Origin of the sequence: Enterobacter cloacae complex sp. ECC445 (assembly GCF_021892025.1) — a bacterium.
In the GTDB taxonomy this organism is placed as follows: Bacteria; Pseudomonadota; Gammaproteobacteria; order Enterobacterales; family Enterobacteriaceae; genus Enterobacter; species Enterobacter chengduensis.
Genome location: NZ_JAKLRZ010000001.1, coordinates 1 through 23,986, shown reverse-complemented (window position 1 = coordinate 23,986; position 23,986 = coordinate 1). Strand labels below are relative to the sequence as shown.

At 56.8% G+C, this 23,986-nt stretch carries 24 protein-coding genes and 2 pseudogenes; 16 read left to right on the top strand and 10 right to left on the bottom strand.

What is annotated here, in order from left to right:
• Nucleotides 1-12 precede the first annotated feature (12 nt).
• The 10 genes and pseudogenes from fliJ (at nt 13) to rcsA (ending at nt 6,786) form a co-directional block, all read left to right on the top strand.
• Nucleotides 13-456: a flagellar export protein FliJ gene (gene fliJ, locus L6R44_RS00130; RefSeq protein WP_006811155.1), complete on the top strand. Its 444-nt coding sequence runs from the start codon at nt 13-15 to the stop codon at nt 454-456.
• On the top strand, nt 453-1,685 hold the full coding sequence (gene fliK, locus L6R44_RS00125) for a flagellar hook length control protein FliK (RefSeq protein ID WP_237422862.1): 1,233 nt from the start codon (nt 453-455) through the stop codon (nt 1,683-1,685). Before fliJ ends, fliK begins: the two co-directional genes overlap by 4 nt.
• 106 nt (nt 1,686-1,791) lie before the next feature.
• Nucleotides 1,792-2,262 (top strand): flagellar basal body-associated protein FliL, encoded by a 471-nt coding sequence (gene fliL, locus L6R44_RS00120; RefSeq protein ID WP_237422861.1) that lies wholly within the window; start codon nt 1,792-1,794, stop codon nt 2,260-2,262.
• 4 nt (nt 2,263-2,266) lie between these two features.
• Nucleotides 2,267-3,271: a flagellar motor switch protein FliM gene (fliM, locus tag L6R44_RS00115; RefSeq protein WP_014170737.1), complete on the top strand. Its 1,005-nt coding sequence runs from the start codon at nt 2,267-2,269 to the stop codon at nt 3,269-3,271.
• Entirely contained in the window at nt 3,268-3,681 is a 414-nt protein-coding gene (gene fliN, locus L6R44_RS00110) for a flagellar motor switch protein FliN (RefSeq protein ID WP_014170738.1), read from the top strand. The genes fliM and fliN overlap by 4 nt, the downstream gene beginning before the upstream one ends.
• A 2-nt stretch (nt 3,682-3,683) precedes the next feature.
• A complete protein-coding gene (fliO, locus tag L6R44_RS00105) occupies nt 3,684-4,058 on the top strand; it encodes a flagellar biosynthetic protein FliO (RefSeq protein ID WP_032641435.1) in 375 nt (124 codons plus the stop codon).
• A complete protein-coding gene (gene fliP, locus L6R44_RS00100; RefSeq protein ID WP_008500316.1) occupies nt 4,058-4,795 on the top strand; it encodes a flagellar type III secretion system pore protein FliP in 738 nt (245 codons plus the stop codon). The genes fliO and fliP overlap by 1 nt, the downstream gene beginning before the upstream one ends.
• Nucleotides 4,796-4,804: 9 nt before the next feature.
• On the top strand, nt 4,805-5,074 hold the full coding sequence (fliQ, locus tag L6R44_RS00095; protein ID WP_008500315.1) for a flagellar biosynthesis protein FliQ: 270 nt from the start codon (nt 4,805-4,807) through the stop codon (nt 5,072-5,074).
• Nucleotides 5,075-5,081: 7 nt separating this feature from the next.
• Nucleotides 5,082-5,874: pseudogene (fliR, locus tag L6R44_RS00090) on the top strand (flagellar biosynthetic protein FliR); the annotation flags it as partial.
• 288 nt (nt 5,875-6,162) lie between these two features.
• Complete coding sequence (gene rcsA / locus L6R44_RS00085; RefSeq protein WP_008500313.1) at nt 6,163-6,786, top strand: transcriptional regulator RcsA; 624 nt, start codon at nt 6,163-6,165, stop codon at nt 6,784-6,786.
• Nucleotides 6,787-6,885: 99 nt separating this feature from the next.
• Here rcsA and dsrB read toward each other — a convergent pair whose 3' ends face one another.
• Entirely contained in the window at nt 6,886-7,074 is a 189-nt protein-coding gene (gene dsrB / locus L6R44_RS00080; protein ID WP_008500312.1) for a protein DsrB, read from the bottom strand.
• A 128-nt stretch (nt 7,075-7,202) separates the two neighbouring features.
• Here dsrB and yodD point away from each other — a divergent pair, with 128 nt between their 5' ends.
• Nucleotides 7,203-7,430, top strand: coding sequence for a YodD family peroxide/acid resistance protein (gene yodD, locus L6R44_RS00075; RefSeq protein ID WP_032641438.1), 228 nt, complete (start codon nt 7,203-7,205; stop codon nt 7,428-7,430).
• 300 nt (nt 7,431-7,730) lie between these two features.
• Entirely contained in the window at nt 7,731-8,531 is an 801-nt protein-coding gene (locus tag L6R44_RS00070) for a mannosyl-3-phosphoglycerate phosphatase-related protein (protein WP_237422859.1), read from the top strand.
• Here the strand turns inward: L6R44_RS00070 and dgcQ are convergent.
• The 3 genes and pseudogenes from dgcQ to L6R44_RS00055 all read right to left on the bottom strand — a co-directional run bounded on the left by dgcQ (nt 8,516) and on the right by L6R44_RS00055 (nt 11,469).
• Nucleotides 8,516-10,214, bottom strand: a pseudogene (dgcQ, locus tag L6R44_RS00065) (cellulose biosynthesis regulator diguanylate cyclase DgcQ). The gene L6R44_RS00070 and the pseudogene dgcQ overlap by 16 nt on opposite strands.
• Nucleotides 10,215-10,287: 73 nt before the next feature.
• Nucleotides 10,288-10,470 (bottom strand): YodC family protein, encoded by a 183-nt coding sequence (locus tag L6R44_RS00060; RefSeq protein WP_008500307.1) that lies wholly within the window; start codon nt 10,468-10,470, stop codon nt 10,288-10,290.
• 78 nt (nt 10,471-10,548) lie between these two features.
• Entirely contained in the window at nt 10,549-11,469 is a 921-nt protein-coding gene (locus L6R44_RS00055) for a DUF808 domain-containing protein (RefSeq protein WP_374206854.1), read from the bottom strand.
• 169 nt (nt 11,470-11,638) lie between these two features.
• On the opposite strand from L6R44_RS00055, the gene yedA reads away from it, so the two are divergent.
• A complete protein-coding gene (gene yedA, locus L6R44_RS00050; RefSeq protein WP_237422858.1) occupies nt 11,639-12,553 on the top strand; it encodes a drug/metabolite exporter YedA in 915 nt (304 codons plus the stop codon).
• Here the strand turns inward: yedA and L6R44_RS00045 are convergent.
• The 3 genes from L6R44_RS00045 to L6R44_RS00035 form a co-directional block, all read right to left on the bottom strand.
• The gene (locus L6R44_RS00045; protein WP_237422857.1) at nt 12,525-13,016 is read right to left on the bottom strand and encodes a very short patch repair endonuclease; all 492 of its coding nucleotides are present in this window, start codon (nt 13,014-13,016) and stop codon (nt 12,525-12,527) included. The two genes, yedA and L6R44_RS00045, sit on opposite strands and share 29 nt — an antisense overlap.
• The gene (locus tag L6R44_RS00040; protein WP_337249832.1) at nt 12,997-14,412 is read right to left on the bottom strand and encodes a DNA cytosine methyltransferase; all 1,416 of its coding nucleotides are present in this window, start codon (nt 14,410-14,412) and stop codon (nt 12,997-12,999) included. The genes L6R44_RS00045 and L6R44_RS00040 overlap by 20 nt, the downstream gene beginning before the upstream one ends.
• 61 nt (nt 14,413-14,473) lie before the next feature.
• On the bottom strand, nt 14,474-15,175 hold the full coding sequence (locus L6R44_RS00035; RefSeq protein WP_237422855.1) for a phosphohydrolase: 702 nt from the start codon (nt 15,173-15,175) through the stop codon (nt 14,474-14,476).
• Nucleotides 15,176-15,459: 284 nt separating this feature from the next.
• On the opposite strand from L6R44_RS00035, the gene ompC reads away from it, so the two are divergent.
• Nucleotides 15,460-16,623 carry a porin OmpC gene (gene ompC / locus L6R44_RS00030; protein ID WP_237422854.1) on the top strand — a complete coding sequence of 388 codons (1,164 nt, stop codon included), beginning with the start codon at nt 15,460-15,462 and terminating at the stop codon, nt 16,621-16,623.
• A 56-nt stretch (nt 16,624-16,679) separates the two neighbouring features.
• Here the strand turns inward: ompC and L6R44_RS00025 are convergent, their stop codons facing one another.
• Nucleotides 16,680-17,543, bottom strand: coding sequence for an N-acetylmuramic acid 6-phosphate etherase (locus L6R44_RS00025; protein ID WP_237422853.1), 864 nt, complete (start codon nt 17,541-17,543; stop codon nt 16,680-16,682).
• 163 nt (nt 17,544-17,706) lie between these two features.
• Here L6R44_RS00025 and L6R44_RS00020 point away from each other — a divergent pair, with 163 nt between their 5' ends.
• Together L6R44_RS00020 and dcuR are read left to right on the top strand one after the other, a co-directional pair.
• Nucleotides 17,707-19,323, top strand: coding sequence for a sensor histidine kinase (locus tag L6R44_RS00020; protein ID WP_237422852.1), 1,617 nt, complete (start codon nt 17,707-17,709; stop codon nt 19,321-19,323).
• On the top strand, nt 19,320-20,039 hold the full coding sequence (gene dcuR / locus L6R44_RS00015) for a two-component system response regulator DcuR (protein WP_032641461.1): 720 nt from the start codon (nt 19,320-19,322) through the stop codon (nt 20,037-20,039). The genes L6R44_RS00020 and dcuR overlap by 4 nt, the downstream gene beginning before the upstream one ends.
• On the opposite strand, the gene L6R44_RS00010 is transcribed toward dcuR, so the two are convergent.
• Both L6R44_RS00010 and L6R44_RS00005 read right to left on the bottom strand, forming a co-directional pair.
• Nucleotides 20,020-20,979, bottom strand: coding sequence for an FAD:protein FMN transferase (locus L6R44_RS00010; RefSeq protein ID WP_237422851.1), 960 nt, complete (start codon nt 20,977-20,979; stop codon nt 20,020-20,022). The genes dcuR and L6R44_RS00010 overlap by 20 nt on opposite strands.
• 94 nt (nt 20,980-21,073) lie before the next feature.
• Nucleotides 21,074-23,854, bottom strand: coding sequence for a flavocytochrome c (locus tag L6R44_RS00005; RefSeq protein ID WP_237422850.1), 2,781 nt, complete (start codon nt 23,852-23,854; stop codon nt 21,074-21,076).
• Nucleotides 23,855-23,986: the final 132 nt, after the last annotated feature.

The window sequence follows — 23,986 nt, the reverse complement described above, 5'->3', positions numbered from 1 at the left end:
AGGGCGAAGGTCATGGCGCAAAACAGCGCGTTATCAACGCTGAAAGATCTGGCTGAAAAAGAAGTTGATGATGCCGCATTGCAGCTTGGCGCAATGCGACGCGGGTGCCAGCAGGCTGAAGAACAGTTGAAGATGTTAATCGACTATCAGCATGAGTATCGCACCAACCTCAATACCGATATGACGCAGGGCATTGGCAGCCAGCGCTGGATTAACTATCAGCAGTTTATCCAGACGCTGGAAAAGGCGATTGAACAGCATCGCCAGCAGCTTAACCAGTGGACCCAAAAAGTCGATACCGCGCTGAACTTCTGGCGCGAGAAAAAACAGCGGCTGCAGGCCTGGCAAACCTTACAGGACCGGCAGATTGCAGCCTCGACCCTGGCGGAAAACCGTCTGGATCAGAAAAAAATGGATGAGTTTGCCCAGCGCGCATCAATGAGGAAACCGGAATGATCACACTGCAACAACTGCTGATGAGCGACAGCGACCTGTCGGGCGGCACGCAAACGGGGAAAGGCGCCGACGGTGCGCAGGACTTTCTCTCCCTGCTGGCGGGCGCCCTGTCGGACGCTACGGGCAAGGGTAAAGATGCGCCGCTGACCCTGGCTGACCTGAAAGCCGCCGGCAGCAAGCTGTCAAAAGTGGCTCAGGACGCTAAAGGTGATACCGCCCTGCAGGCCAAAATTGCCGACCTGTTCGCGCGTCAGCCAGCCCTGAGCGGCGATGAAACTGCCCAGCTTACAGCGCCTGAAACCCTGATGTCCGGGCTGGTGCCGCTGTCAAAGGGCGATGCCCAGAAAATGCTGACGGCGGCCAACGGCAAGGACGACGGCAAAAGCGAACTGACTGAAGAAGAGCTGGCCGGATTAAGCGCGCTGATGGCCATGCTGCCGCACCAGCAGACCCGCACCGCTCACGCCGAGGGCAATGACGGTATTGCCGCACGGTCGGCGCTCGGTACCGCGACGCTCGCTCAACATGGGGCGTGCCAGCTGCCGCTGAACGCGCCTGCGGGAAGCCATGATAAAGGCCAGACGGCTGAGCCATATCAGAGCCAGGCGAAAACCAGCGTCCCGGATCTGGCAGCCAATGCGCCAGCCACGCCGGTTGTCACCGCCGCGGCAGACAAGCAGGAGCTCGCCAGTTCCTCCTCCACGGCCTCCCCAACGGCCACCCTGGCGCCGATTCTGTCCAGCCATGCCACCAGCCAGCCTGCCGCCACCGTTGCCACCGCACCGGTGTTAAGCCAGCCGCTGGGCACCCACGAATGGCAGCAGTCCCTGAGCCAGCACATCGCGCTGTTCACCAAGCAGGGCCAGCAGACGGCCGAGCTGCGCCTGCACCCGGAAGATCTGGGTCAGGTGCAAATCTCGCTTAAGCTGGATGATAACCAGGCGCAGCTGCAGATGGTCTCCGCGCATAGCCACGTGCGTGCGGCGCTGGAAGCCGCGCTGCCGGTGCTGCGAACCTCGCTGGCGGAGAACGGCATTCAGCTTGCACAGAGCAGCGTCAGCAGCGAGAGCTTCGCCGGGCAGCAGCACTCCTCATCCCAGCAGCAGCACCAGGCTTCGCGTTCCGGCAACACCGGCGGGTTTAATGAAGAGAGCGATGAATTACTGCCTGTTCCTGCCGCCCTGCAATCCGCAGCGCGCGGTAACGGTGCCGTAGACATCTTCGCCTAAACGCCAGAGGTAGCGTGATTATCCCCGTCTTTTCCACGCTTTGACGGCAGCAGGACACGGGATAATCACCTTATTAAGCTGTACCGAAACAGGAAGCTCGTATCAGATGACTGACTCCGCTATCACCAAAAAAAGTAAGCGTTCCATCTGGATCCCGCTGCTGGTGTTGATCACGCTCGCCGCCTGCGCCACCGCGGGCTATAGTTACTGGCGTATGCAGCAGGAACCGACCACCGCTGCAGCCAAGGCTGAAGCGCCACCTCCGCCGGCTCCAGTGTTCTTCCCGCTGGATACCTTCACCGTCAATCTGGGTGATGCGGATCGCGTGCTTTATGTGGGCATTACGCTGCGCCTGAAAGATGAAGCCACCCGTTCACGTCTGAACGATTACCTTCCTGAAGTGCGCAGCCGCCTCCTGCTGCTGTTCTCTCGTCAGGACGCTTTGGCGCTGGCCACCGATGTGGGTAAGCAAAAGCTCGTCGACGCCATTAAACAAACGCTGGCGACCCCGCTGGTAAACGGCCAACCTAAGCAGGAAGTCACTGACGTTCTGTATACAGCATTTATTCTGCGGTAACGACATGGGCGACAGTATTCTTTCTCAGGCAGAAATCGATGCGCTGCTTAACGGCGACAGCGATAAAAACGATGATCCGCAACCGGGGATTGGCGGCGATAGCGATATTCGTCCCTATGACCCGAATACCCAGCGCCGCGTGGTACGTGAACGTCTGCAGGCGCTGGAGATCATTAACGAGCGTTTTGCACGTCAGTTCCGTATGGGGCTGTTTAACCTGCTGCGCCGTAGCCCGGATATCACGGTCGGCGCGATCCGCATTCAGCCATACCATGAGTTTGCCCGCAACCTGCCGGTGCCAACCAACCTTAACCTGATTCATCTTAAGCCGCTGCGCGGCACCGGCCTGGTGGTGTTTTCCCCAAGCCTGGTGTTCATCGCGGTGGATAACCTGTTCGGCGGCGACGGGCGTTTCCCGACCAAGGTAGAAGGTCGCGAATTTACCCACACCGAACAGCGCGTCATTAACCGCATGCTGAAGCTGGCGCTGGAGTCGTACAGCGACGCCTGGAAAGCGATCAACCCGCTGGAAGTGGAGTACGTCCGTTCCGAGATGCAGGTGAAATTTACCAATATCACCACCTCTCCGAACGATATCGTCGTGAACACGCCGTTCCACGTGGAGATCGGTAACCTGACCGGCGAGTTCAACATCTGCCTGCCGTTCAGCATGATCGAACCGCTGCGCGAGCTGCTGGTGAACCCGCCGCTGGAGAACTCCCGCAACGAAGACCAGAACTGGCGAGAAAACCTGGTCCGCCAGGTCCAGCATTCACAGCTTGAGCTGGTGGCGAGCTTCGCCGATATCCCGCTGCGGTTATCCCAGATCCTGAAATTACAACCCGGTGACGTTTTGCCGATAGAAAAACCCGACCGCATTATTGCCCATGTGGATGGTGTCCCCGTGCTGACAAGCCAGTACGGCACGATTAACGGTCAGTATGCGTTACGCGTTGAGCACTTGATCAACCCGATTTTGAATTCGCTGAATGAGGAACAGCCCAAATGAGTGACATGAACAATCCGTCCGATGAAAACAGCGGAGCACTGGACGATCTGTGGGCTGACGCGTTAAACGAGCAAAAAACGACTCCGGCCAAAAGCGCTGCGGATGCCGTATTCCAGCAGCTCGGCGGCGGTGACGTTAGCGGCACGCTGCAGGACATCGACCTGATTATGGATATCCCGGTAAAGCTGACCGTTGAGCTGGGACGTACCCGTATGACCATTAAAGAGCTACTGCGCCTGACGCAGGGTTCCGTGGTGGCCCTTGACGGTCTGGCCGGCGAGCCGCTGGATATTCTGATCAACGGCTATCTGATTGCCCAGGGTGAGGTCGTGGTAGTAGCCGATAAATACGGCGTGCGTATCACCGACATCATTACCCCGTCTGAACGTATGCGTCGTCTGAGCCGTTAAGCATGAAAACCCAGGCAACACTATCGCAACCTTCTGCCGTTCCCGGCTCGCCTCTGCTCCAGGTGAGCGGGGCATTGTTCGGTATTATTGCCTTTATTCTTATCGCCGCCTGGCTGGCGAAGCGCTTTGGCCTGGCGGGTAAAACCGCCGGTGCTCGCGGCCTGAAGGTGAGCGCCAGCACCACGCTGGGGCCGCGCGAACGCGTGGTCATCGTCGAGGTGGATGACGCGCGTCTGGTCCTGGGCGTGACGGCCTCAAACATCAGCGTATTACATAAGCTGCCGCCCGCCCCTGCCGTGGTGGACGAGCGCGCAGACGCCCCCGCGGATTTTCAGTCCGTCATGAAGAGTTTGCTTAAGCGTTCCGGGAGATCCTGATGCGCCGTTTGTTATCCCTGACGCTTGCGGGCGTTGGCCTGTTTGCTCCCGCGGTTTATGCACAGCTGCCCGGTCTGGTCTCCACCCCTCTCGCGGGCGGCGGACAAAGCTGGTCGCTGCCGGTACAGACGCTGGTGTTCATCACCTCCCTGACGTTTATTCCGGCCATCCTGCTGATGATGACCAGCTTCACCCGCATCATCATCGTCTTTGGTCTGCTGCGAAACGCGCTGGGCACCCCTTCCGCCCCGCCAAACCAGGTTCTGCTGGGGCTGGCGCTGTTTTTAACCTTTTTCATTATGTCGCCGGTGATCGATAAGATTTACACCGACGCCTACCAGCCGTTCAGCGAAGACAAAATCTCCATGCAGGAGGCGCTGGATAAAGGCGCCCAGCCGCTGCGCGAATTTATGCTGCGCCAGACGCGCGAGGCGGATCTGGCGCTGTTTGCCCGCCTGTCCAATACCGGCGAACTGCAGGGGCCGGAAGCGGTGCCGATGCGTATTCTTCTGCCGGCCTATGTCACCAGCGAGCTGAAAACCGCGTTCCAGATTGGCTTTACCATCTTTATTCCGTTCCTGATTATCGACCTGGTGATCGCCAGCGTCCTGATGGCGCTCGGGATGATGATGGTGCCGCCCGCAACCATTGCCCTGCCCTTTAAGATCATGCTCTTTGTGCTGGTCGACGGCTGGCAGCTGCTGGTCAGCTCGCTGGCGCAAAGTTTCTACAGTTAAGGAACGGCAATGACACCCGAATCGGTCATGATGATGGGCACGGAAGCGATGAAAATCGCGATTGCCGTTGCCGCGCCGCTGCTGCTTGTCGCGCTGGTTACTGGTCTGATTATCAGCATTCTGCAGGCCGCCACGCAGATTAACGAAATGACGCTGTCATTTATTCCGAAAATCATCGCCGTGTTCGTGGCGATTATCGTGGCCGGGCCGTGGATGCTGAACCTGTTGCTGGACTACATGCGCAACCTGTTTACCAACCTGCCGTACATCATCGGCTGATCTGACGATGCTGCACTTCACCAGCGACCAGTGGGTTCAGTGGCTCGGCGTCTATTTCTGGCCGATGCTGCGCATCATGGCGCTGATTTCCACCGCCCCGATCCTCAGCGAGAAATCGATACCCAAGCGCGTCAAGGTGGGTCTGGGCATTATCATCTCCATTATCGTCGCGCCCTCACTGCCCCCCGTGGATATTCCGATCTTCTCGGTGAACGCGGTGTGGGTGGCCTTGCAGCAGATAATGATTGGCGTCGCCGTCGGCTTTACCATGCAGCTGGCCTTTGCCGCGGTGCGTACCGCAGGGGAACTGATCGGCCTGCAGATGGGGCTATCGTTCGCCACGTTTGTCGATCCCGGCAGCCATCTCAACATGCCCGTGATCGCGCGCATTATCGACCTGCTCGCCATGCTGCTGTTCCTCTCCTTCAACGGTCATCTGTGGCTTATCTCCATGCTGGTGGATACGTTCCATACGCTGCCGATTGGCGATAATCCGGTGAACAGCAACGCCTTCCTGGCGCTCACACGCGCGGCGGGGCTGGTTTTCCTGAACGGGCTGATGCTGGCGCTGCCGATCATCACCCTGCTGCTGACGGTCAACCTGGCGTTAGGTTTACTCAACCGTATGGCGCCGCAGCTCTCGGTGTTTGTCATTGGTTTTCCGCTCACCTTAACGGTCGGCATTTTATTAATGTCATTACTGATGCCACTTATCGCTCCCTTCTGTGAACATTTATTCGGCGAGATATTCAACCTGTTAGCGGATATTGTTAGCGAACTGCCACGCAAATAATAACCCGCACTGTTGCTATTGTCTTTCTGAGGATATTCCTAAAATAAAACGCGAAAAACATCTTCCAGGATATATCTGACGCGGTTTAATTGTTTCTAACCACCTCACAATACTTAATATTTACTTTACTTTAAGAAGATTCCTGGCAAATTATACGTAACTTTACGGGATAGTGAGTCCGCCTGAAAGTCTTTGTCATGCTCACAGGTTTATTATTTTTTTTCCATCCCGTATGGCTGTTTTGAGCTCTCAGGCAGATGGTGAATTATCGTTACGCATTGAGTGAGGGTATGCCATGTCAACGATCATTATGGATTTATGCAGCTACACCCGGCTAGGGTTAACCGGGTACCTGGCAAGCAGAGGGGTAAGAAAGAGAGACATCAACGATGCGCACACCGTTGACGAACTCGCAGCCGCTTGTGACGAACTAAAACCAGGCGTGGTGTTTATTAATGAGGACTGTTTCATTCACGATCCAGCCAACAGTCAGCACATTAAGCAAATCATTAATCAGCATCCAAAAACCCTGTTTATTGTTTTTATGGCGATCGCGAATATCCATTTCGATGAGTATTTGTTGGTCCGTAAAAATTTATTGATCAGTTCTAAATCGATTAAACCCGAGTCGCTGGATGACATTCTGGGTGATTATTTGAATAAAGAAGTAAAAAATGTAGGAGCGGTTAACTTACCCACCTTATCATTAAGCAGGACTGAATCAAGTATGCTGCGAATGTGGATGGCGGGACAAGGAACTATTCAGATCTCGGACCAGATGAATATTAAAGCGAAAACCGTTTCGTCACACAAAGGAAATATTAAACGGAAAATTAAAACGCATAATAAGCAAGTGATCTACCATGTGGTACGCCTGACCGATAATGTGACGAACGGGATTTTCGTCAACATGCGTTAGTCGCTTAAAACCCTGTGCACCCTACCTTTGATCTCTGGCCTGGCCAGAGATTTTTGCGTCTGTGAGGCTGTCGGGCGCGCTGTGCTACCCGACGCCGTGCTAGTCTGCTTTCTCAACAAAAATGCCGTCCGGATGCCCCAGTTCGTTAAAAAACCAGATGCCGAGCGGGTAGTCTTCCAGCGATACCAGGTACATTGTGCCTTCGCTAAACTCTTCAATTGCCAATACCACACCCGGGCGGCGCGGCCCACCGTCCGTTTTAACCGTTACCCGATCGTTGACCTTCATACATTCCTCCTCTGGTTTTGAGCCAGTGTAGAACAAAACGCAAAAACGCACATCGCCGCCCGGCGTGAATGGCGTTTTTATCTACAGTCTATACTTATCGTTGGACCCGGCTGAATGAGGAACCCCTAATGAAGACCGATAAAGCGTACAGCGATACCATCAAGCGCGAAGTCGAGGTGGATGTCGATGCCCTGCTGGCCGCCATCAATGAGATCAGCGAGTCAGAAGTCCGCCGGACGGACGATAATTCGGACCGCGTCATCGTCAACGGCAGGGATTATCACACCTACCGCGAGCTGGCCGAGGCCTTCGAGCTTGATATTCACGACTTTAGCGTGTCGGAAGCCAATCGGTAGGGCGAAAAAAATCCCGGTCATGGGGATGACCGGGATCAAAACTTGCTTATGCAAGAAGCACTTGAAAATTCGTTACACCAGGAAATCTGATGTACATGCCACACTATCTCCAACGAATTTGTCTGACAAGCATATATTCTTACGATGAATATAATATTTTTAACATTATGCTTTCTACTATGCGCAATAACACGCGCCGAATGCGGGCTTGCCTGGAATTGTTCCCATTTCTCCAGCGGCGCATTCGGTCAGTTTTTAAGAATTTTCCTAGAGGGTGAAGCCCCCTCACCAGGAGTCGCTATGCCTTCACTTCGGGATAACTTGCTGATTTTTTCTGACCTGGATGGCTCGTTGCTGGATATTCATACCTATGACTGGCAACCCGCCATGCCCTGGCTGGACAGGCTGCTGGATAGCCAGGTTCCGGTCATTCTCTGCAGCAGCAAGACTGCGGCAGAGATGCTGGATATTCAGCAGGATCTGGGGCTAGAAGGCTTACCCTTTATTGCCGAAAACGGCGCGGTGATTCAGCCCGACGTGCGCTGGGAAAAGGTCCAGCGTCAGATACGCGGGACGGCGCATCGGGATATTCGCCCGCGAATCGAGCACATTCGCCTGCAGACGGGCGCTAAGTTCACCACCTTTGACGACGTGGATGACCGCGTCATCAGCGAGTGGACCGGGCTAACGCGCTACCGTGCGGCGCTGGCCCGCAGGCACGAGGCATCCGTCACGCTTATCTGGCGCGATACCGACGAGAAAATGGTTCAGTTTGAAGAGGAGCTGGCGCGCATCGGCCTGAAATGTCTGCAGGGGGCGCGCTTCTGGCATATTCTCGACGCCCGCTGCGGCAAGGACGTGGCGGTGAACTGGCTGATTGCCCAGTACCGCGAGCAGGAAGAGATCGCCCCCACCACGCTGGGGCTCGGCGACGGCCCGAACGATGCGCCGCTGCTCGACAGCGTCGACTTCGCGGTGGTCATCAAGGGCATCAACCGCCAGGGGATCACGCTACGGGACGATAACCCCGAGCGGGTTTATCACACCCGGCAGCCTGGGCCCGCGGGCTGGCAGGAGGGGCTGGATCACTTCCTGTCCTGATCCCGCCAGACGACCCGGTTACGCCCGCGCTGTTTGGCCTGATAGAGCCGGGTGTCCGCAATGGACTGCAGCTGTTCAAAATCGTAAAGGCCCGCTTCATCCGCGCTGCTCACGCCCAGCGACGCGCTGATGCGCAGGGTCGTGCTTTTCTTCACCAGGATCTCTTTACTGTTGATCCGGCAGCGAATGCGGTCCGCAACCCCCCTCGCCTCCTCCAGACCGATCCCCGGCAGGACGACGCAAAACTCCTCCCCGCCGACGCGGCCTGCCACATCATTTTTGCGTAACGCGCTCGCAATCAGCCCCGCGGTGTGGGAGAGCACCTTATCTCCAGCCTGGTGGCCGAAACGGTCGTTGACGTTTTTAAAGTGATCGAGATCGAGCTGAATCACCGAGACGGGCAGCAACTGCTGACGACAGGTTTCCGCCAGGATTTTGGCGCGATCGAACAGCGCGCCGCGATTATTCAGCCGGGTAAGCGGGTCATGCCAGGCCTGCCACTGAAGCGAATGCTGCAGCGTGTACATGTTGCTCACCATGCGGCGGATAACCAGCCACGAGATCAACAGCATGGCGGTAAAGAGCGCCCACAGCAGCGCCAGCACGATGCTGATGCTGCCGAAGTCGTCCTGCACCCCTTCGTGCAGGGTGTGGATCCGCAGAACGACGCCATCGAAGTGATCGAGTCGCTCCCAGCTAATAAAGCGGCTTCCGAGGCGGATCCCGCCGCCGGTCGCGTGCTCAATCGCCTGGGCAATCTGCGCCGTTTCGCGTTCGTCAAAGTGGTTAACCGGGCTTCCCGCGTGGGCAGACGTGGCAATCATATTGAGCCGGGTATCGTACAGCTGATACTCCCCCTCCGTTCGGTCTTCCGTCGCCTCTGCCAGCAGCTGCTGCATCGTGCTCAATGTAAAGTCCATCGCCACGACGCCATACCAGTAGCGATCGAAATATATAGGCACGCTGGCGGTGATCGTGCGTTCATCACGGGTCCAGGATGAAGGCGTTGAGATAAACCAGCGCACCGCGCGCGCGATTGTTACGCTCGGACTGCTGGGTAAACCAGGACTGGGTCACCAGATTGTAATAGCGGGCGGTGATATCACCCGCCTGGTCCGGCGTATCGGTGGAAATGAAAAAACCGGCGCGGGAAACGTAGATCACCCGCGCTTCCGTTTGCTCTCTCGACGACGCCAGCCTGAGCAGATACCCCACTTCCAGGGCGGCAGAAATTTCATGGCCGATGCGCTCGGCGTCACGATTGAGAAGCGTGGTTTTTTCAACGAACGCATCCGACACCCCGTTGATGGGAAGGGTACGTTTTTTATCAACGGCAAGCTGCCAGGTGGGGAGCATGCGGACGGTATTAAAGCGTGACACCGCATCCTTTAAGACGTCAAAGGCCAGCGGCGTCTGGATCGCATCCCCCATGCCCTGACGGAAGAACAGCATCCTGTCAACGCTGTTCTGCAGCTCCCTGTCCAGCGAGCTCGCCACCGTATCCAGATGGTTGCGCTGGCTCGAGATGTACGCCTCTTCGAGCACCACCACCTCGCGCCAGGTCAGGAGCGTGGAAAAGACCAGAACGAACAGAAAGCAGAGATTAACAATCAAGCCCGGATTGCTACGCTTATGCAGCCATTGCAAAAAAGATTGTCTTACAACAAAGGTATCGTGCTGCACACACACTCCCTGATAACTGCCCTACGCCCGGTACGTGAGATAAAAACGCCCGGCAAAGCCGGGCGTTATGTGATTAAGCCTTGTCCCGCTTGTGCTGCCCGTCCCCCGGCTGAAGCTCATCTTCACGAAATGCTTCCCGCTTGATGCTGTAGCCATCGTGCCACCGACATTCCACCATTCCGCTGGAATAGCCGGTGACGATCATACGTGGGCCGCCCTTCTTAGGCTTAACTTCATCACTGACCAAAAAGACCATACCTGCCTCCTGTATCAGGGTGAAACTGTTTCAATTTAGACGAGGAATGGTCTTTTTGCATCCCATAACGGATAACAATTAGTGCGAGGTGCCGCGCAGTTTTTCAACCAGCTTCACCGCCGCGACCACGATAGCGCCAATGATAAATCCCAGCACCAGATTCAGCAGCGTGGGCAGGATCGCCGCAATAACGGCCCCCTGCGCGGAGGCGAAATGTTCGATGGCATGGTGCAGCGGCGCAATGCCGTGAACCACGATCCCGCCGCCCACGAGGAACATCGCCAGCGTGCCCACCACCGACAAACTCTTCATCAGCCACGGGGCCAGCACCAGCAGGCTTTTGCCGATACCTCTCGCCACCGCGCTCGACTTTTCTTCCAGCCAGTAGCCGATATCATCCAGCTTCACGATCAGCCCCACCAGGCCGTAGACGCCTACCGTGACCAGAATGGCGATGCCGGAGAGGATCAGCACCTGATTGAGGAGCGGCGCGTCGGAGACAATGCCCAGCGTAATGGCGACAATTTCCGCCGACAGGATAAAGTCGGTCCGAATGGCGCCTTTGACCTTATCGCGCTCGAAGGTTTTTGGATCCTGCGCGGCCAGCGCCTCCAGACGCTGCTGGCGCACCTCCGGGGTATCGCTCTGCTTGCGCGCGCTAAAGGAGTGCAGAACCTTCTCGACGCCCTCAAAGCAGAGAAACGCCCCGCCGATCATCAACAGCGGCGTGATGGCCCACGGAATAAACGCGCTGATCAGCAGCGCCAGCGGCACCAGAATCACCTTGTTCAGGAAGGAGCCTTTCGCCACGCCCCACACCACCGGCAGTTCACGGTTTGCTCTAACCCCACTCACCTGCTGGGCGTTAAGCGATAAATCATCTCCCAGCACGCCAGCGGTTTTCTTCGCCGCCAGCTTCCCCATCACTGAAATGTCGTCCAGTAAGGTGGCAATATCGTCCAGCAATGTTAATAAGCTACTTCCTGCCAAAATGGTCATCCTTCGTTTTTTGGTAATTAAGTGAATAGTATGGAGCAAAAGCGCAAACCCGGAAACACCCACCTTACGTCAACAGAAATTTCACATCATCCATACAATTAAAGGTCTCGCCAGCGCGATAGTTTTCGCGTTTACTATCAGCGACCTTTTTATTTCGTCGTGAGGGATTATGCGTTTCCGGCAACTGCTACCGCTCATCGGGGCACTCTTTTCGCTGTACATCATCTGGGGCTCAACCTATTTTGTCATTCGCATCGGCGTGGAGAGCTGGCCGCCGCTGATGATGGCGGGCATCCGCTTTCTCTCTGCTGGCGTGCTGCTGCTGGCGTTCCTGCTGCTGCGCGGGCATAAGCTTCCCCCGCTGCGGCCGCTGCTCAATGCCGCCCTGATCGGCCTGCTGCTGCTGGCGGTGGGAAATGGGTTTGTGACGATTGCCGAGCACCAGAACGTCCCGTCCGGGATCGCCGCCGTGGTCGTGGCCACCGTACCGCTGTTTACCCTCTGCTTTAGCCGCCTTTTCGGTATCCGTACCCGCAAGCTGGAGTGGCTGGGGATAGGCATTGGCCTGGCCGGCATTATTCTGCTCAACAGCGGGGGCAACCTGAGCGGGAATCCGTGGGGCGCGGTGATTATCCTGATTGGCTCAATGAGCTGGGCGTTTGGTTCCGTCTACGGTTCACGTATTGAACTGCCGACCGGCATGATGGCCGGTGCGATTGAGATGCTCGCCGCCGGGATTGTGCTGCTGCTGGCCTCCGCGCTGACGGGAGAGAAGCTGACTGCCCTGCCGCCGCTGTCGGGCTTCCTGGCGGTAGGCTACCTGGCGCTGTTTGGCTCCCTGATTGCCATTAACGCCTATATGTTCCTGATCCGCAACGTCTCCCCGGCCGTCGCCACCAGCTATGCCTACGTTAACCCGGTCGTGGCCGTGCTGCTCGGGACGGGACTGGGGGGAGAAACGCTCTCTTCCGTTGAATGGCTGGCATTAGGGGTGATTGTTTTTGCCGTCGTGCTGGTTACCCTGGGCAAATATTTGCTGCCTGCAAAACCGGTGGTCACGCCTTGCGGGGCGGAGAAACCGTAAGCAGGTGGATCCCCTGCGTGTCGATCTGCGCGGTCTGGCCGCCGCCGCAGATCCACTCTTCCAGCCGTTCGCGCAGATCGGTATCGTTCAGCTTTAAGCGGCCTCTCAGCGCACACTCCCAGACAATCAGCACCCGCCAGCCCTGCGCAATAAGCATCGAAAGATCCCGCCTGTCGCGCTCGACGTTCTTGCCAATCTTATCCAGCCAGAAATCGGTGCGCGTCGCGGGGACTTTAAAAAGGTAGCAGTCGTGATGGTGCCAGAAACAGCCGTGGGTAAAGATGATGCACTGCCAGGCGTCGATGACGAAATCCGGGCGACCCGCCAGGGCGGCATCCTGCACGCGGAAGTCAAATCCCGCCAGCGTCAGCAGCCCGGCCAGGCGCTTTTCGATGGCGGTGTCACGCGTGCCGATGGCCCGCATGTTTTTGCTGCGCGTGGCCTTATCGTGAACGTCCGTCATTGACGGCCTTACCCTGACGGAGCGCCGCCGCCTGTCTGATGCGCGAGGCCAGCAGCTTTGCCACGGCCGCGAACGCGGGAACCACCACCGAGTTGCCAAACTGGCGGTACGCCTGGGTGTCCGATACAGGAATGCGGAAGCGGTAACCCTGCGGGGTCTCAAAGCCCATCAGCCGGGCGCATTCCCGCGGCGTTAAGCGTCGCGGACGGTGACGCTGGTTGTGCGGGTCGTCGAAATCTTTTTCGCCCAGCGCCTTGTCCCAGCCTCTGTCGATCAGGATTTCCGCGCCGTCCTTGTAGTAGCGCGCGGAGAGCGTGCGGGTGACGCTGTGCGGATCGTTCGGGTTGACCATACCAAAACCGAAGCCGTTGCCCTTCGCCTGATGCTTCTTGGCATAGCGGTAAAGGTATTTCCACAGGATCGGCGTAAGGATAAATTTCGCATCGACCGCCGGCTCCAGCAGGTCAGCCACGGTGGGACGCCGCTCGGGATAGAGAGACGGGATATCCCGAAGGGTGAAATCGCCCTTGAGATTGAGATCGCGGCGGAACCCCACCAGCACGATACGTTCGCGGTGCTGGGGCAGGAAATGTTTCCCATCAATGATTTTGGGGTCATCCGCACCCATGTCCTGCGAGTCGGCCACGTCATAGCCCAGCTCATCCAGCGTTTGCATGATAATGCGGAAGGTTTTCCCGCCGTCGTGGCTCTTTAAATTCTTAACGTTTTCCAGCACGAAGATGGCCGGGCGGCGGGCATCGATAATGCGCGCCACGTCAAAAAACAGCGTTCCCTGGGTATCGCAGGCGAAGCCGTGGGCGCGTCCGAGGGCATTCTTTTTGGAGACACCGGCCAGCGAGAAGGGCTGACACGGAAAGCCCGCCAGCAGAACGTCATGCGCCGGGATCGTCTGACGAATGTGCTCGGCGGCCTGTTCATCCGTAACGCCGCTTTTATGGCTCAGGGTCACGTCGCGAATATCCGCGTTGAAATGGTGCTCGTGCGGGTCGCAGTACCAGTTAGCCTTGTAGGTACGCACGGCGTGTTTGTTCCACTCGCTGGTGAACACGCACTGCCCGCCGATGGCTTCAAAACCGTGTCGGATGCCGCCGATTCCGGCAAACAGATCGATAAAGCGGAAAGCATAGTTCGGGTGCGCGGCAGAAGGACGCGGAAGCAGGTTTTGCAGATAGCGAAACTCGCCTTCGCTCAGGCGACGCCCCGCGCGTTCGCTGGTCAGCAGACGTTTAAGGATCGCCGGGCTCCAGTGGCTCTCGCCGTGCGCCACCAGCAGATTGGCCAGCGTTTTAGCATCATAGATATCCAACAGCTGGCGCAGCAACGCCTGCACCGTTGCCGTTGATTTCTCAGCCTGCTCGGGCGCGGACTCTGTCACTGATCGATTTTCCTGCATTCTTTTAACCGGAGAATAAAGACTGGAAACAGATTACCACAGTTCAATTGTGCAAACTGCGACGGAAGCGGTTCACCGCCTGGCTATCCAGGCCAATGCAGTCACCGCGTAATTCGGCGCTGAGTTTCGCCATAAAGTGGATCAGGAAATCGGCATTATGACGCGCCAGCTCGCGGCCCATTTCCGTTTGCATTGTATCAGGCAATCGCAGCAGCTTGGTCTGAAAATGGTCGAGGGCAAACGCCCGGTCGTCGAGGGGACGCGCATCGGCAAAGGGATCGTTGGCATCAAAAAGCGGCACGCCCAGCCCGCCTGAGACGGCAAAGACGCGCGCCAGACCGATAGCGCCTAACGCTTCCAGCCGATCGGCGTCCTGCACAATTTTGGCTTCCATGCTCTGCGGCGCAATCCCGGCGCTGAAGCTGTGCGCTTCAATCGCATGCGCGACGGCGGCAATATGCTCTGGCGGAAAGTCCGGGAAGTCGCGGCGCAGAATATCGCTCGTCTTGCGAGCAGCGAGCCGTGATGACTGGCTGCGTTCGGGATGGTTTTTCGGCAGGCTGACAATATCGTGGAAATAGCAGGCGGTGAGGATCACCAGCGGCTCCACCGTCTGGTGGACCATGATTTTTTGCGCCGACATCCAGACCCGACGAAAATGCGAAATATCGTGTGCGGTATCGTCGGCGCTGTGGTGTTCCTCTAGCCAGCGCTCAAAAATGTGCTGCCACCCGGCAATTTCCATCGTCATATCCTGCTATTTAAAAGAGCGTGAATTATAACACAGCCAAATCAAACAAATATAAAAATAGAATTGAGAAATACTTAATAATAATTAAATCACATGAATTCAAAGCATTGATTCATCAGAAAAATAAAGAGATTAATAGAAATATTTTGCAATATTTCAAAGAATTTAATTACATTTATTTTTGAAACTAAACGCCATCTCCTGGAATAGTATCGACCCTGTAATTACGGAGGGTGATTACATATATTCATATAAATTATCTTTAAAGGGAATATATAATGAAAAGAAAAGTTCTGGCAATTCTGGTACCCGCGTTATTAATGGCAGGCGCAGCAAATGCGGCTGAGATGTACAACAAAAACGGCAACAAGGTTGACCTGTACGGCAAAGTCGATGCGCGTCACACCTTCTCTGACAACGCTGGCGATGACGGCGACGAAACCTATGTGCAGATTGGTTTCAAAGGCGAAACTCAGATCGCTAACGACCTGATCGGTTACGGTCAGTGGGAATATAAAACTTACGCTAACGATACCGAAGGCGCGGGTGACAAATCCTTTAACCGTCTGGCATACGCTGGCCTGAAATATGGCGAATACGGTTCATTTGACTATGGTCGTAATTACGGCGTCGTGTACGACGTTGAAGCCTGGACCGATATGCTGCCGGTATTCGGCGGTGATTCTTACACCTGGACCGATAACTTCATGAACGGCCGTGCCAACGGTCTGGCAACCTACCGTAACCAGGACTTCTTCGGTCTGGTTGAAGGTCTGAATTTCGCGCTGCAGTATCAGGGTGCGAATGAAGGTGGCCCGCATGAAGATCAAAACGGCAATATTATTAATGTTCAGGAAGGCACTAAAAACGGTCATAAAGACGTACGCTTCCAGAACGGTGACGGCTTCGGCATGTCTACCTCCTATGACTTCTCTGGCGACCTGTCCGGCCTGAGCCTGGGTGCGGCATACTCTTCTTCTGACCGTACTAACGAGCAGGTTGCGTACGGCAAAGGCCTGGAAGATATGGGCTATGCCGGTGGCGAAAAAGCTGAAGCCTGGACCGTTGGCGCGAAATATGACGCAAACAGCGTTTACCTGGCAATGATGTATGCGGAAACCCGCAACATGACGCCAATTGGCAACTTTGGTATCGCCAACCAGACTCAAAACTTCGAAGCGGTTGCACAGTACCAGTTCGACTTCGGTCTGCGTCCTTCCCTGGCATGGGTTTACTCAAAAGGTAAAGACCTGGACGGCCAGGGCTTCAACCAGGATCTGGTTAACTACATTGACCTCGGCATGACCTACAGCTTCAACAAAAACTTCTCCACCTATGTTGATTACAAAATCAATATGCTGGACAACGATGAAGCGCTGTATGATGCGTACGGTATCTCTACCGATGACATCGTTGGCGTAGGCATGACCTACCAGTTCTAATCCCCAAAATGCCAAAGGCCGCAATCGCGGCCTTTTTCATTTCTTCAACTACGATATTACGGCGCCTCCTGCAGCGCCACGCGGATAAACCCGTTATTCTGCGCCAGCAGCTCATGCGCCTTCCACGCGTCCAGCCCCGTCAGCACCATCAATACCGCCGTTTTACAGTGATGGTTACAGCTCTCCAGCGCGGCCTTTGCCTGCGCCCGGGAGCATCCCCCCGCCTCCATCACAATGGCGATTTGGCGTTCAGCCCATTTGGTACTGCTTGCCTCAAGATCCACCCGCAGGTTGCTGTATACGCGCCCCGTTCGGACGGCCAGCCCGGTGGCGATCGTCGAGAGGATCATTTTTTGCGCAATCCCCGCTTTGGTGTTGATATAGCCTGCGACCACATCGGGACCCAGCTCGGGAGCGATAACCATGCTTGCCAGCTGCGCGGCTTCACTTTGCGCATCACCGGTAACAATGGCGACCGGTGAACCCAGCGACCACGCATGGCGCATGGCTCCCCAGACCCACGGCGTTTTTCCGCTGACCGTGACCGCCAGCATCATATCGTGTTCACCAAACCTGATGGCCTGCAGATCGGCAACGCCGCGCTCGTAGCTCCCTTCCCCTTCCTGGGCCGTAACGGCAATTACGGGGGTTTTGCCCGGCGCATAGTCATCGACAACCTGTTGCACGACTCGCCCCGACGGGCCCGCGCCGACGATAACCAGGCGACCGCCGTGGCCGAGCGTCGCGGCGGCGTTGTCCACCACGCGGGCGAGATCAGATAAACAGGGAGCGATGGCAGCAGAAATAAGTGCATAATCCTGGTGAATGACCTTCAGCATGTCCAGCGTGGACAATCTATCAATATTCATCGTGCTGGCGTGCCGTCTTTCCTTGACCGAACCGGTAAGCGTAATGCTCATAAACAGCCTCCTTATTATGAGTACCCACACACTATAAAGTGTTTTATATAGATGACCTGCGAGGAGGGTCACGAAAAGCGGCCCCAATCCACGCCTTTACATGGCTTTAAGAAAAGCGCGTCATCGGCGATAATTACCCCTTTCTTACTATCGCGGAGTATTGATGAGCGATTTGCAGCCTTTCCTTCCGACGCGCAAGCGCCCCATGAAGCTGAACACGCTGGTCACGTTGATGGTGTGCGCGATTATTGCCTCTGTGCTGCTGGTGGTCTTTGCGCTCTACTCCGTTCAAATCACCCGGGCGACCCGCGATGACGTGAAAGATACGGCGCTGGGTATTGCCCGCACGCTGGCCGACAGCCCCGAAATCAAGCGAGGTTTGATGCAGCCCCCGCAGGCGGACATCATTCAGCCCATCGCCAGAGCCGTCACCCAGCGCAACGATCTGCTGCTCACCGTGGTCACCGACATGCGGGGGATTCGCTACTCGCACCCGAACGAAGCGCTTATCGGCCTGCACTTTATTGGCAACGACCTCGAACCCGCGCTGGAGGGTAAAGAGAACGTCTCCGTCAACCGCGGCGCCCTCGCTGAAGCGCTTCGCGTCTTCACCCCCGTCTATGACGGCCAGCACGACCAGATTGGTGTGGTGGTGGTCGGTATCTCCCTTAAAAAGGTGGAAGACCAGATTGCCCGCGGGCGGCTTAATGCGCTGTGGACCATTTTATTCAGCATCTTTATGAGCTCCATGGCGATTTGGGGCCTGGTGCGGGTACTGAAGCGCATTCTGTTTGGCCTTGAACCGTACGAAATTTCCGCCCTGTTTGAACAGCGCCAGGCGATGCTGCAGTCTCTGCGCGAGGGGGTGCTGGCCGTCGATATTCACGGGCGCGTGACGATGATCAACCAGACGGCCAGAGAAATATTGCTTCTCCCCTCCGGCAAGCAGACCGAAAACGCCAGCGCGCCCCTGCTGGCCAGCCTGCGTGACGTCTCAAAGACGGGCGTCGCGCGAAAGGATCAGGAGATCAGCTGCAACGGGCGCCTGCTGCTGTGCAATATGGTGCCCGTGAAAAGTCAGGATCGGGTGATCGGCGCTATCACTACCTTCCGCGATAAAACGGAAATCAGCCAGCTGATGCAGCGTATTGACGGCATGGTGAACTACGTTGACGCCCTGCGGACCCATACGCACGAGTTTATGAACAAGCTTCATGTGATCCTGGGCCTGCTGCACATCAAGCGTTACGACAAGCTGGAGGAGTACATCCTCCAGACGGCACATCATTACCAGACGGATATCGGTACAATACAGAGCAAGGTAAAATCCCCGGTTATCGCCGGCTTCCTGCTGGGTAAAATCAATCGGGCGAAAGAAGCGGGCGTCACCCTGACGCTGGCGGATGAATGCCAGATACCGGATACCGCCAGCGAAGAGCAGGTCGCGGTACTGATTACCGCGCTGGGTAACCTCATTGAAAACGCGCTCGACGCGATGGAAGGACAGCAGGACGGTGAGATCGGCCTGCTGCTGCATTATCAGAACGGCTGGCTCAGCTGCGAGGTCAGCGACGATGGCCCCGGCATCGATCCCACTCAGCTGGAGGCTATTTTTACAAAGGGCTTCTCAACAAAAGGTGAAAACCGCGGCGTTGGGCTGTTCCTTGCTCGCCAGCAAATTCAGAACCTTGGCGGCGATATCACCGTCGAGTCTGAGCCTGGCGTGTTTACCCAATTTTTTGTTCACATCCCCTGGGATAGCGAGAGGAATATCGCGTGATAAATGTATTAATTGTCGATGATGACGCCATGGTAGCCGACCTCAACCGTCTGTACGTCAACCGGGTTGAAGGCTTTAGCTGCTGCGGCGTCGCCTCCACGCTCAGCCAGGCCGAGGCCATCATTAATAACCCCGGCCAGCCGGTCGATCTGGTGCTGCTGGACGTCTATATGCAGCAGGATAACGGGCTGGATCTGCTGCCGGTTATCCGCGCCTCCGGCCGCCCGATCGATGTGATTATGATCTCGTCTGCTGCCGACGCCGCCACGATCCAGACCTCCATCCATTACGGCGTGGTGGATTATCTGATTAAACCGTTCCAGTTCCCGCGCTTTGAAGAGGCGCTGAACGGCTGGAAGGCAAAGCACCATCTGATGGGTTCGCATCAGTATTACGAGCAGGCCGACGTCGACCGGCTGATCCACGGCGGGGCGCCGGAACTGGCGGACAGTAAAAAGCTGCCGAAGGGGTTAACGCCGCAAACGCTGCGCACGATTTGCCAGTGGATTGACGCTCATCCGGAGATGGAGTTTTCTACCGATGACCTGGCAAACGCGGTCAATATCTCCCGCGTGTCCTGTCGCAAGTACCTGATCTGGCTGGCGCAAATCAACATTCTCTTCACCAGCATCCACTACGGCGCCACCGGCCGCCCGGTGTATCGCTATCGCCTCCAGCCGGAACAAACGGCGTTGCTCAAGCAGTACTGTCAGTAACGCGGTAGGTATTATCCAGCAGCGTAAAGCGGAAGTGGCGCATCGAAGAGATCGCCACTTCTTTGTTTTTGGTCACAAAAATGGCTTCGATATCCGGGCGAGAACGCAGCACCGCGCAGCCCTTTTCCACGCCCATGCCGTACATCAGCGTGGTCCAGATATCGCCGTCGATGGAATCTTTTGAAATGATGGTCACGCTGTCCAGCTCGTTGTCCAGCGGATACCCGGTACGCGGGTCGAGAATATGGTGGTAGCGCCTGCCGTTTTGCTCAAAGAAACGCTCATACGTGCCCGACGTTACTACGGAGCGGTTTTCCACCGTCATTGCGCCAATCAGCGCCTCACCGGCGAACGGTTTTTTCAGCCCCACGCTCCAGCCGCCTTCCAGCGAGCCTAACGTCTGAATGTTTCCCCCGAGGTTGATCAGCCCCCGCCCGGCGCCCTCTTTGTGAAGGTAATCCCGCACCCGGTCAGCGATATAGCCTTTGGCGATGGCCCCCAGATCGATCTCCATCCCTGCTCGGGTCAGAAACACGCTGCTCTGCGCCTCGTCAAGAATGACATCTTCAGGACGGGTTATCTCAAGCAGCGCCGCGATTTCGTCTGCGGGCGGTACGCTGTCGCCCCGAAAGCCAATTTTCCAGCGCTTCACCAGCGGACCAATCGCCAGGTTAAAGGCGCTGTCCTTGAGCAGGCTTGCCGCTTTTGCGCAGCGGATCAGCTCGAACACCGCTCGGCTGACGATTACCGGATGTTGCCCAGCCGCATGGTTGATGTCCATCACCTGCGAGCGCGCGCGGTTGACGGTAAGCAGATCTTCATACTGTTTGATGAGTCGAAACACGCGGGACGCGAGGGCTTCGTCGTGGGAGAAGAGTTTCAGGAGGATGGGCGAGCCCATCAGAACGGCGGAGTAGCTGTAAACACGGTTATCAGACATGGCATGTTTCCTCAGATGTAGCCCCGGCAGGCACCGCGCCGCCGGGGAAATCGCCGGATAACGTTGCGTTTATCCGGCCTACAGCACAGGTGCTTTATGCCATTTTTGCGCGCATCGCCGCCTGATGTCCGGCAAGGGTACCAAAAATAATGATGTCTGCCACCGCGTTACCGCCGATACGGTTACCGCCGTGGATCCCGCCGACCACTTCACCCGCAGCAAATGCGCCCGGCAGCACGTTGTGGCTGCTGTCCAGCACGCAGGTCTCGGTGTTGATGGTCACGCCGCCCATGGTGTGATGCACGCCCGGCGCAATCTGAATGGCGTAGAACGGCCCTTCATTGATGGGCGCACGCAGCGCGGTGGTGCGGCCAAAATCATCGTCGTGCTGTTTTTCGACAAAGCCGTTGTAGCGTTCCAGCGTGGCCAGGAAGGCGTGGTGGTCCATGCCCAGCGCTTCCGCCAGGGCTTTTGGCGAGCTGGCGCTGGTCACGAAGCCTTTGGCGATATACTCATCCGCGGCTTTGTTTTTGGCGCGTACGTGCTCGTCGAAGACGATATAAGCGTATTTCTCCGGCAGGGCGATGATTGCCGCCGAGACCTTATCACGGGTCGACATTTCGTTGTAGAAGCGTTCCCCTTTCTGATTGACCAGAATCGCCCCGCCGCCGCGGATGGATTCGGAAATCAGGTACGAGGTTTTCTGCTCCACGGTGGGGTGAATCTGAATTTCGCCCATATCCACGGTGCCCGCCCCGATGCGCTCCAGCAGCGCGATGCCGCCGCCGGTAGCCCCTTTGTGGTTGGTGGTGACGAACCCTTCCAGATCCGGACGGTATTTCACCACCATCTGGCTGTTGGCGCTGAAGCCGCCGGTGGCGACAATCACGCTTTTGGTTGCCACGATGACGGTTTCATTCTCTTCGGTGGTCAGACGCACGCCGGTCACTTCGCCGTTTTCGAAAACGATGTCGCTAACGGAGGTATCCAGCATCACCTCGATGTTGCGTTTGTTGACGTTACGCACCAGGCCGCTGATCAGGTAGCCGCCCACCGCAGAACCGTCTTTTGGACGGTGGGTACGGTCAATGCTCATCCCGCCGGTGGTGGTGATGTCGTTCAGCATAATGCCGCGCGTTGCCAGCCACTCAATGGCTTCCGGCGCGTTCTCGACAAAGCGACGCAGCAGTTCCGGGTTGTTCTTGTTGCCGCCGCCCTTCAGGCTTTCCTGGTAGAACAGCTCTTTGCTGTCCTGAATGCCCTTCACGCGCTGGAAGCGGGTTTCAGCGGCGTTCATCCCGGCAGAGGCTTTAATGGTGTTCCCGCCGATGGTCGGCATTTTTTCAACGATCAGCACGCTCGCGCCTTCGTCGTGAGCCTGAATCGCCGCCGCCAGACCGGCACCGCCGCTGCCAACAACGACCACGTCCACGCTGCGGGTTTCGTTCGGGTCAACGCCCTCTTCCGCCGCCAGCGCCTTGCTGGATTTCAGCATCGCTTTAGAGACCGCTTTTTTCACCGCTTCACTCTGGCTGGTTGCGCCGGTAATGGCGTCCACGTGCGGGGTATTGGCGTCCAGAATGCGGGTACGGATCTCTTCAAAGCTGGTCACAAACTCAACGTCTTCGCTTGGGCCGGAGGCCAGCGCGATATCCGCAATGCGGTCGGTTTCCAGGCTGACGTTAATCACCAGCTCGTTGGCGTCGTCCTGCACTTTCTCAACGAAGGTGCCGGGCTTGAATTTGGACTCGCCCATGCTCATGTCGCGGATCATCGCTTCTACCAGCGAGAAGCGCCACAGCGGTTCCGGGATGCTCAGCGCTTCGCGCTGGGTGCTGTCCATAAACAGCTCCAGGCTTTCGCCGGCCGCGATGCGGTCTGTCCAGTCCGGATACGCGATGGTGGCGCGGCCAACGGCAATCAGGTCGTAGCCGTGGTCCAGCGCGTCATTCACGTCTGCAGCATTCACCACGCCGCCCACGCCCATGACCGAAACCTGCGCCAGCGTTTTAGAACGCATCGCGCAGTATTTTTCGATAAGCGGGGTCGGGTCCTGGGTATCGACAATGGAAGGACGCAGGGTCGCGCCGACGGAGAAGTGCAGATAGTCTACGCCGCGCGCGGCCAGCTTCTCCAGCAGGTACATGGTGTCTTCAAAACGGATGCCCGGAACTTCCAGCTCTTCAGGGGAGAAACGGTAACCAATGATGAAGGCGTCGTCCGCGTACTGGCGCACCATTTTGTGGGTGATGTCCAGCACCGCCAGCGGGAACTTCGCGCGGTTATCGCGGCTGCCGCCCCACTCGTCGTCGCGCTGGTTAGAGTTCGGTGAGTAGAACTGCTGAATCAGGTAGGTGTTCGCCCCGTGGATTTCCACGCCGTCGAAACCGGCCTGAATGGCGCGGCGCACAGCCTCACCAAACTTGCCGATCATGCCTTCGACTTCTTCAGCGGTCAGCGCAACCGGCGTTGCGGCACCTTCACGCGGTGCGGCTACGGCACTTGGGCCAACCGGGGTACGGCCGCCGATCAGCTTAGGGTCGACCATGCGGCCGCCGTGGTAGATCTGCAGCAGCGCCTTGGATCCTTTGGACTTAATGGCCTCTGCAATTTTCGCCAGCCCGGCTATCTTCTCGTCATTATCAATACCGATGGCGCCCGGGAAGGCGAGACCGAGATCGTCGACGAAGCAGCACTCCACGATGATGGTGCCGATGCTGCCGGAGCGGGCCCGGTAGTACTCCACCAGCTCGCTGGTGACGGTACCGTCATAGTAGCCGGTACAGGTGGTCATCGGGGCCATTAACAAACGGTTTTTCAGTTCAGTGCCATTCGGTAATGTGAAGGGGCTAAGAATGCGTTCGTTAGTGCTCATAATAGAAACTCCAAACTTTAAAAATTAAGAATTCGTTATCGGATTAGTTTTTTATTTCGTCGTTATTAGCCGATGTCATGATATTAATATAATGATTTTTTTAGTTTCTAAAGCCATTACATTAGTTAAAAA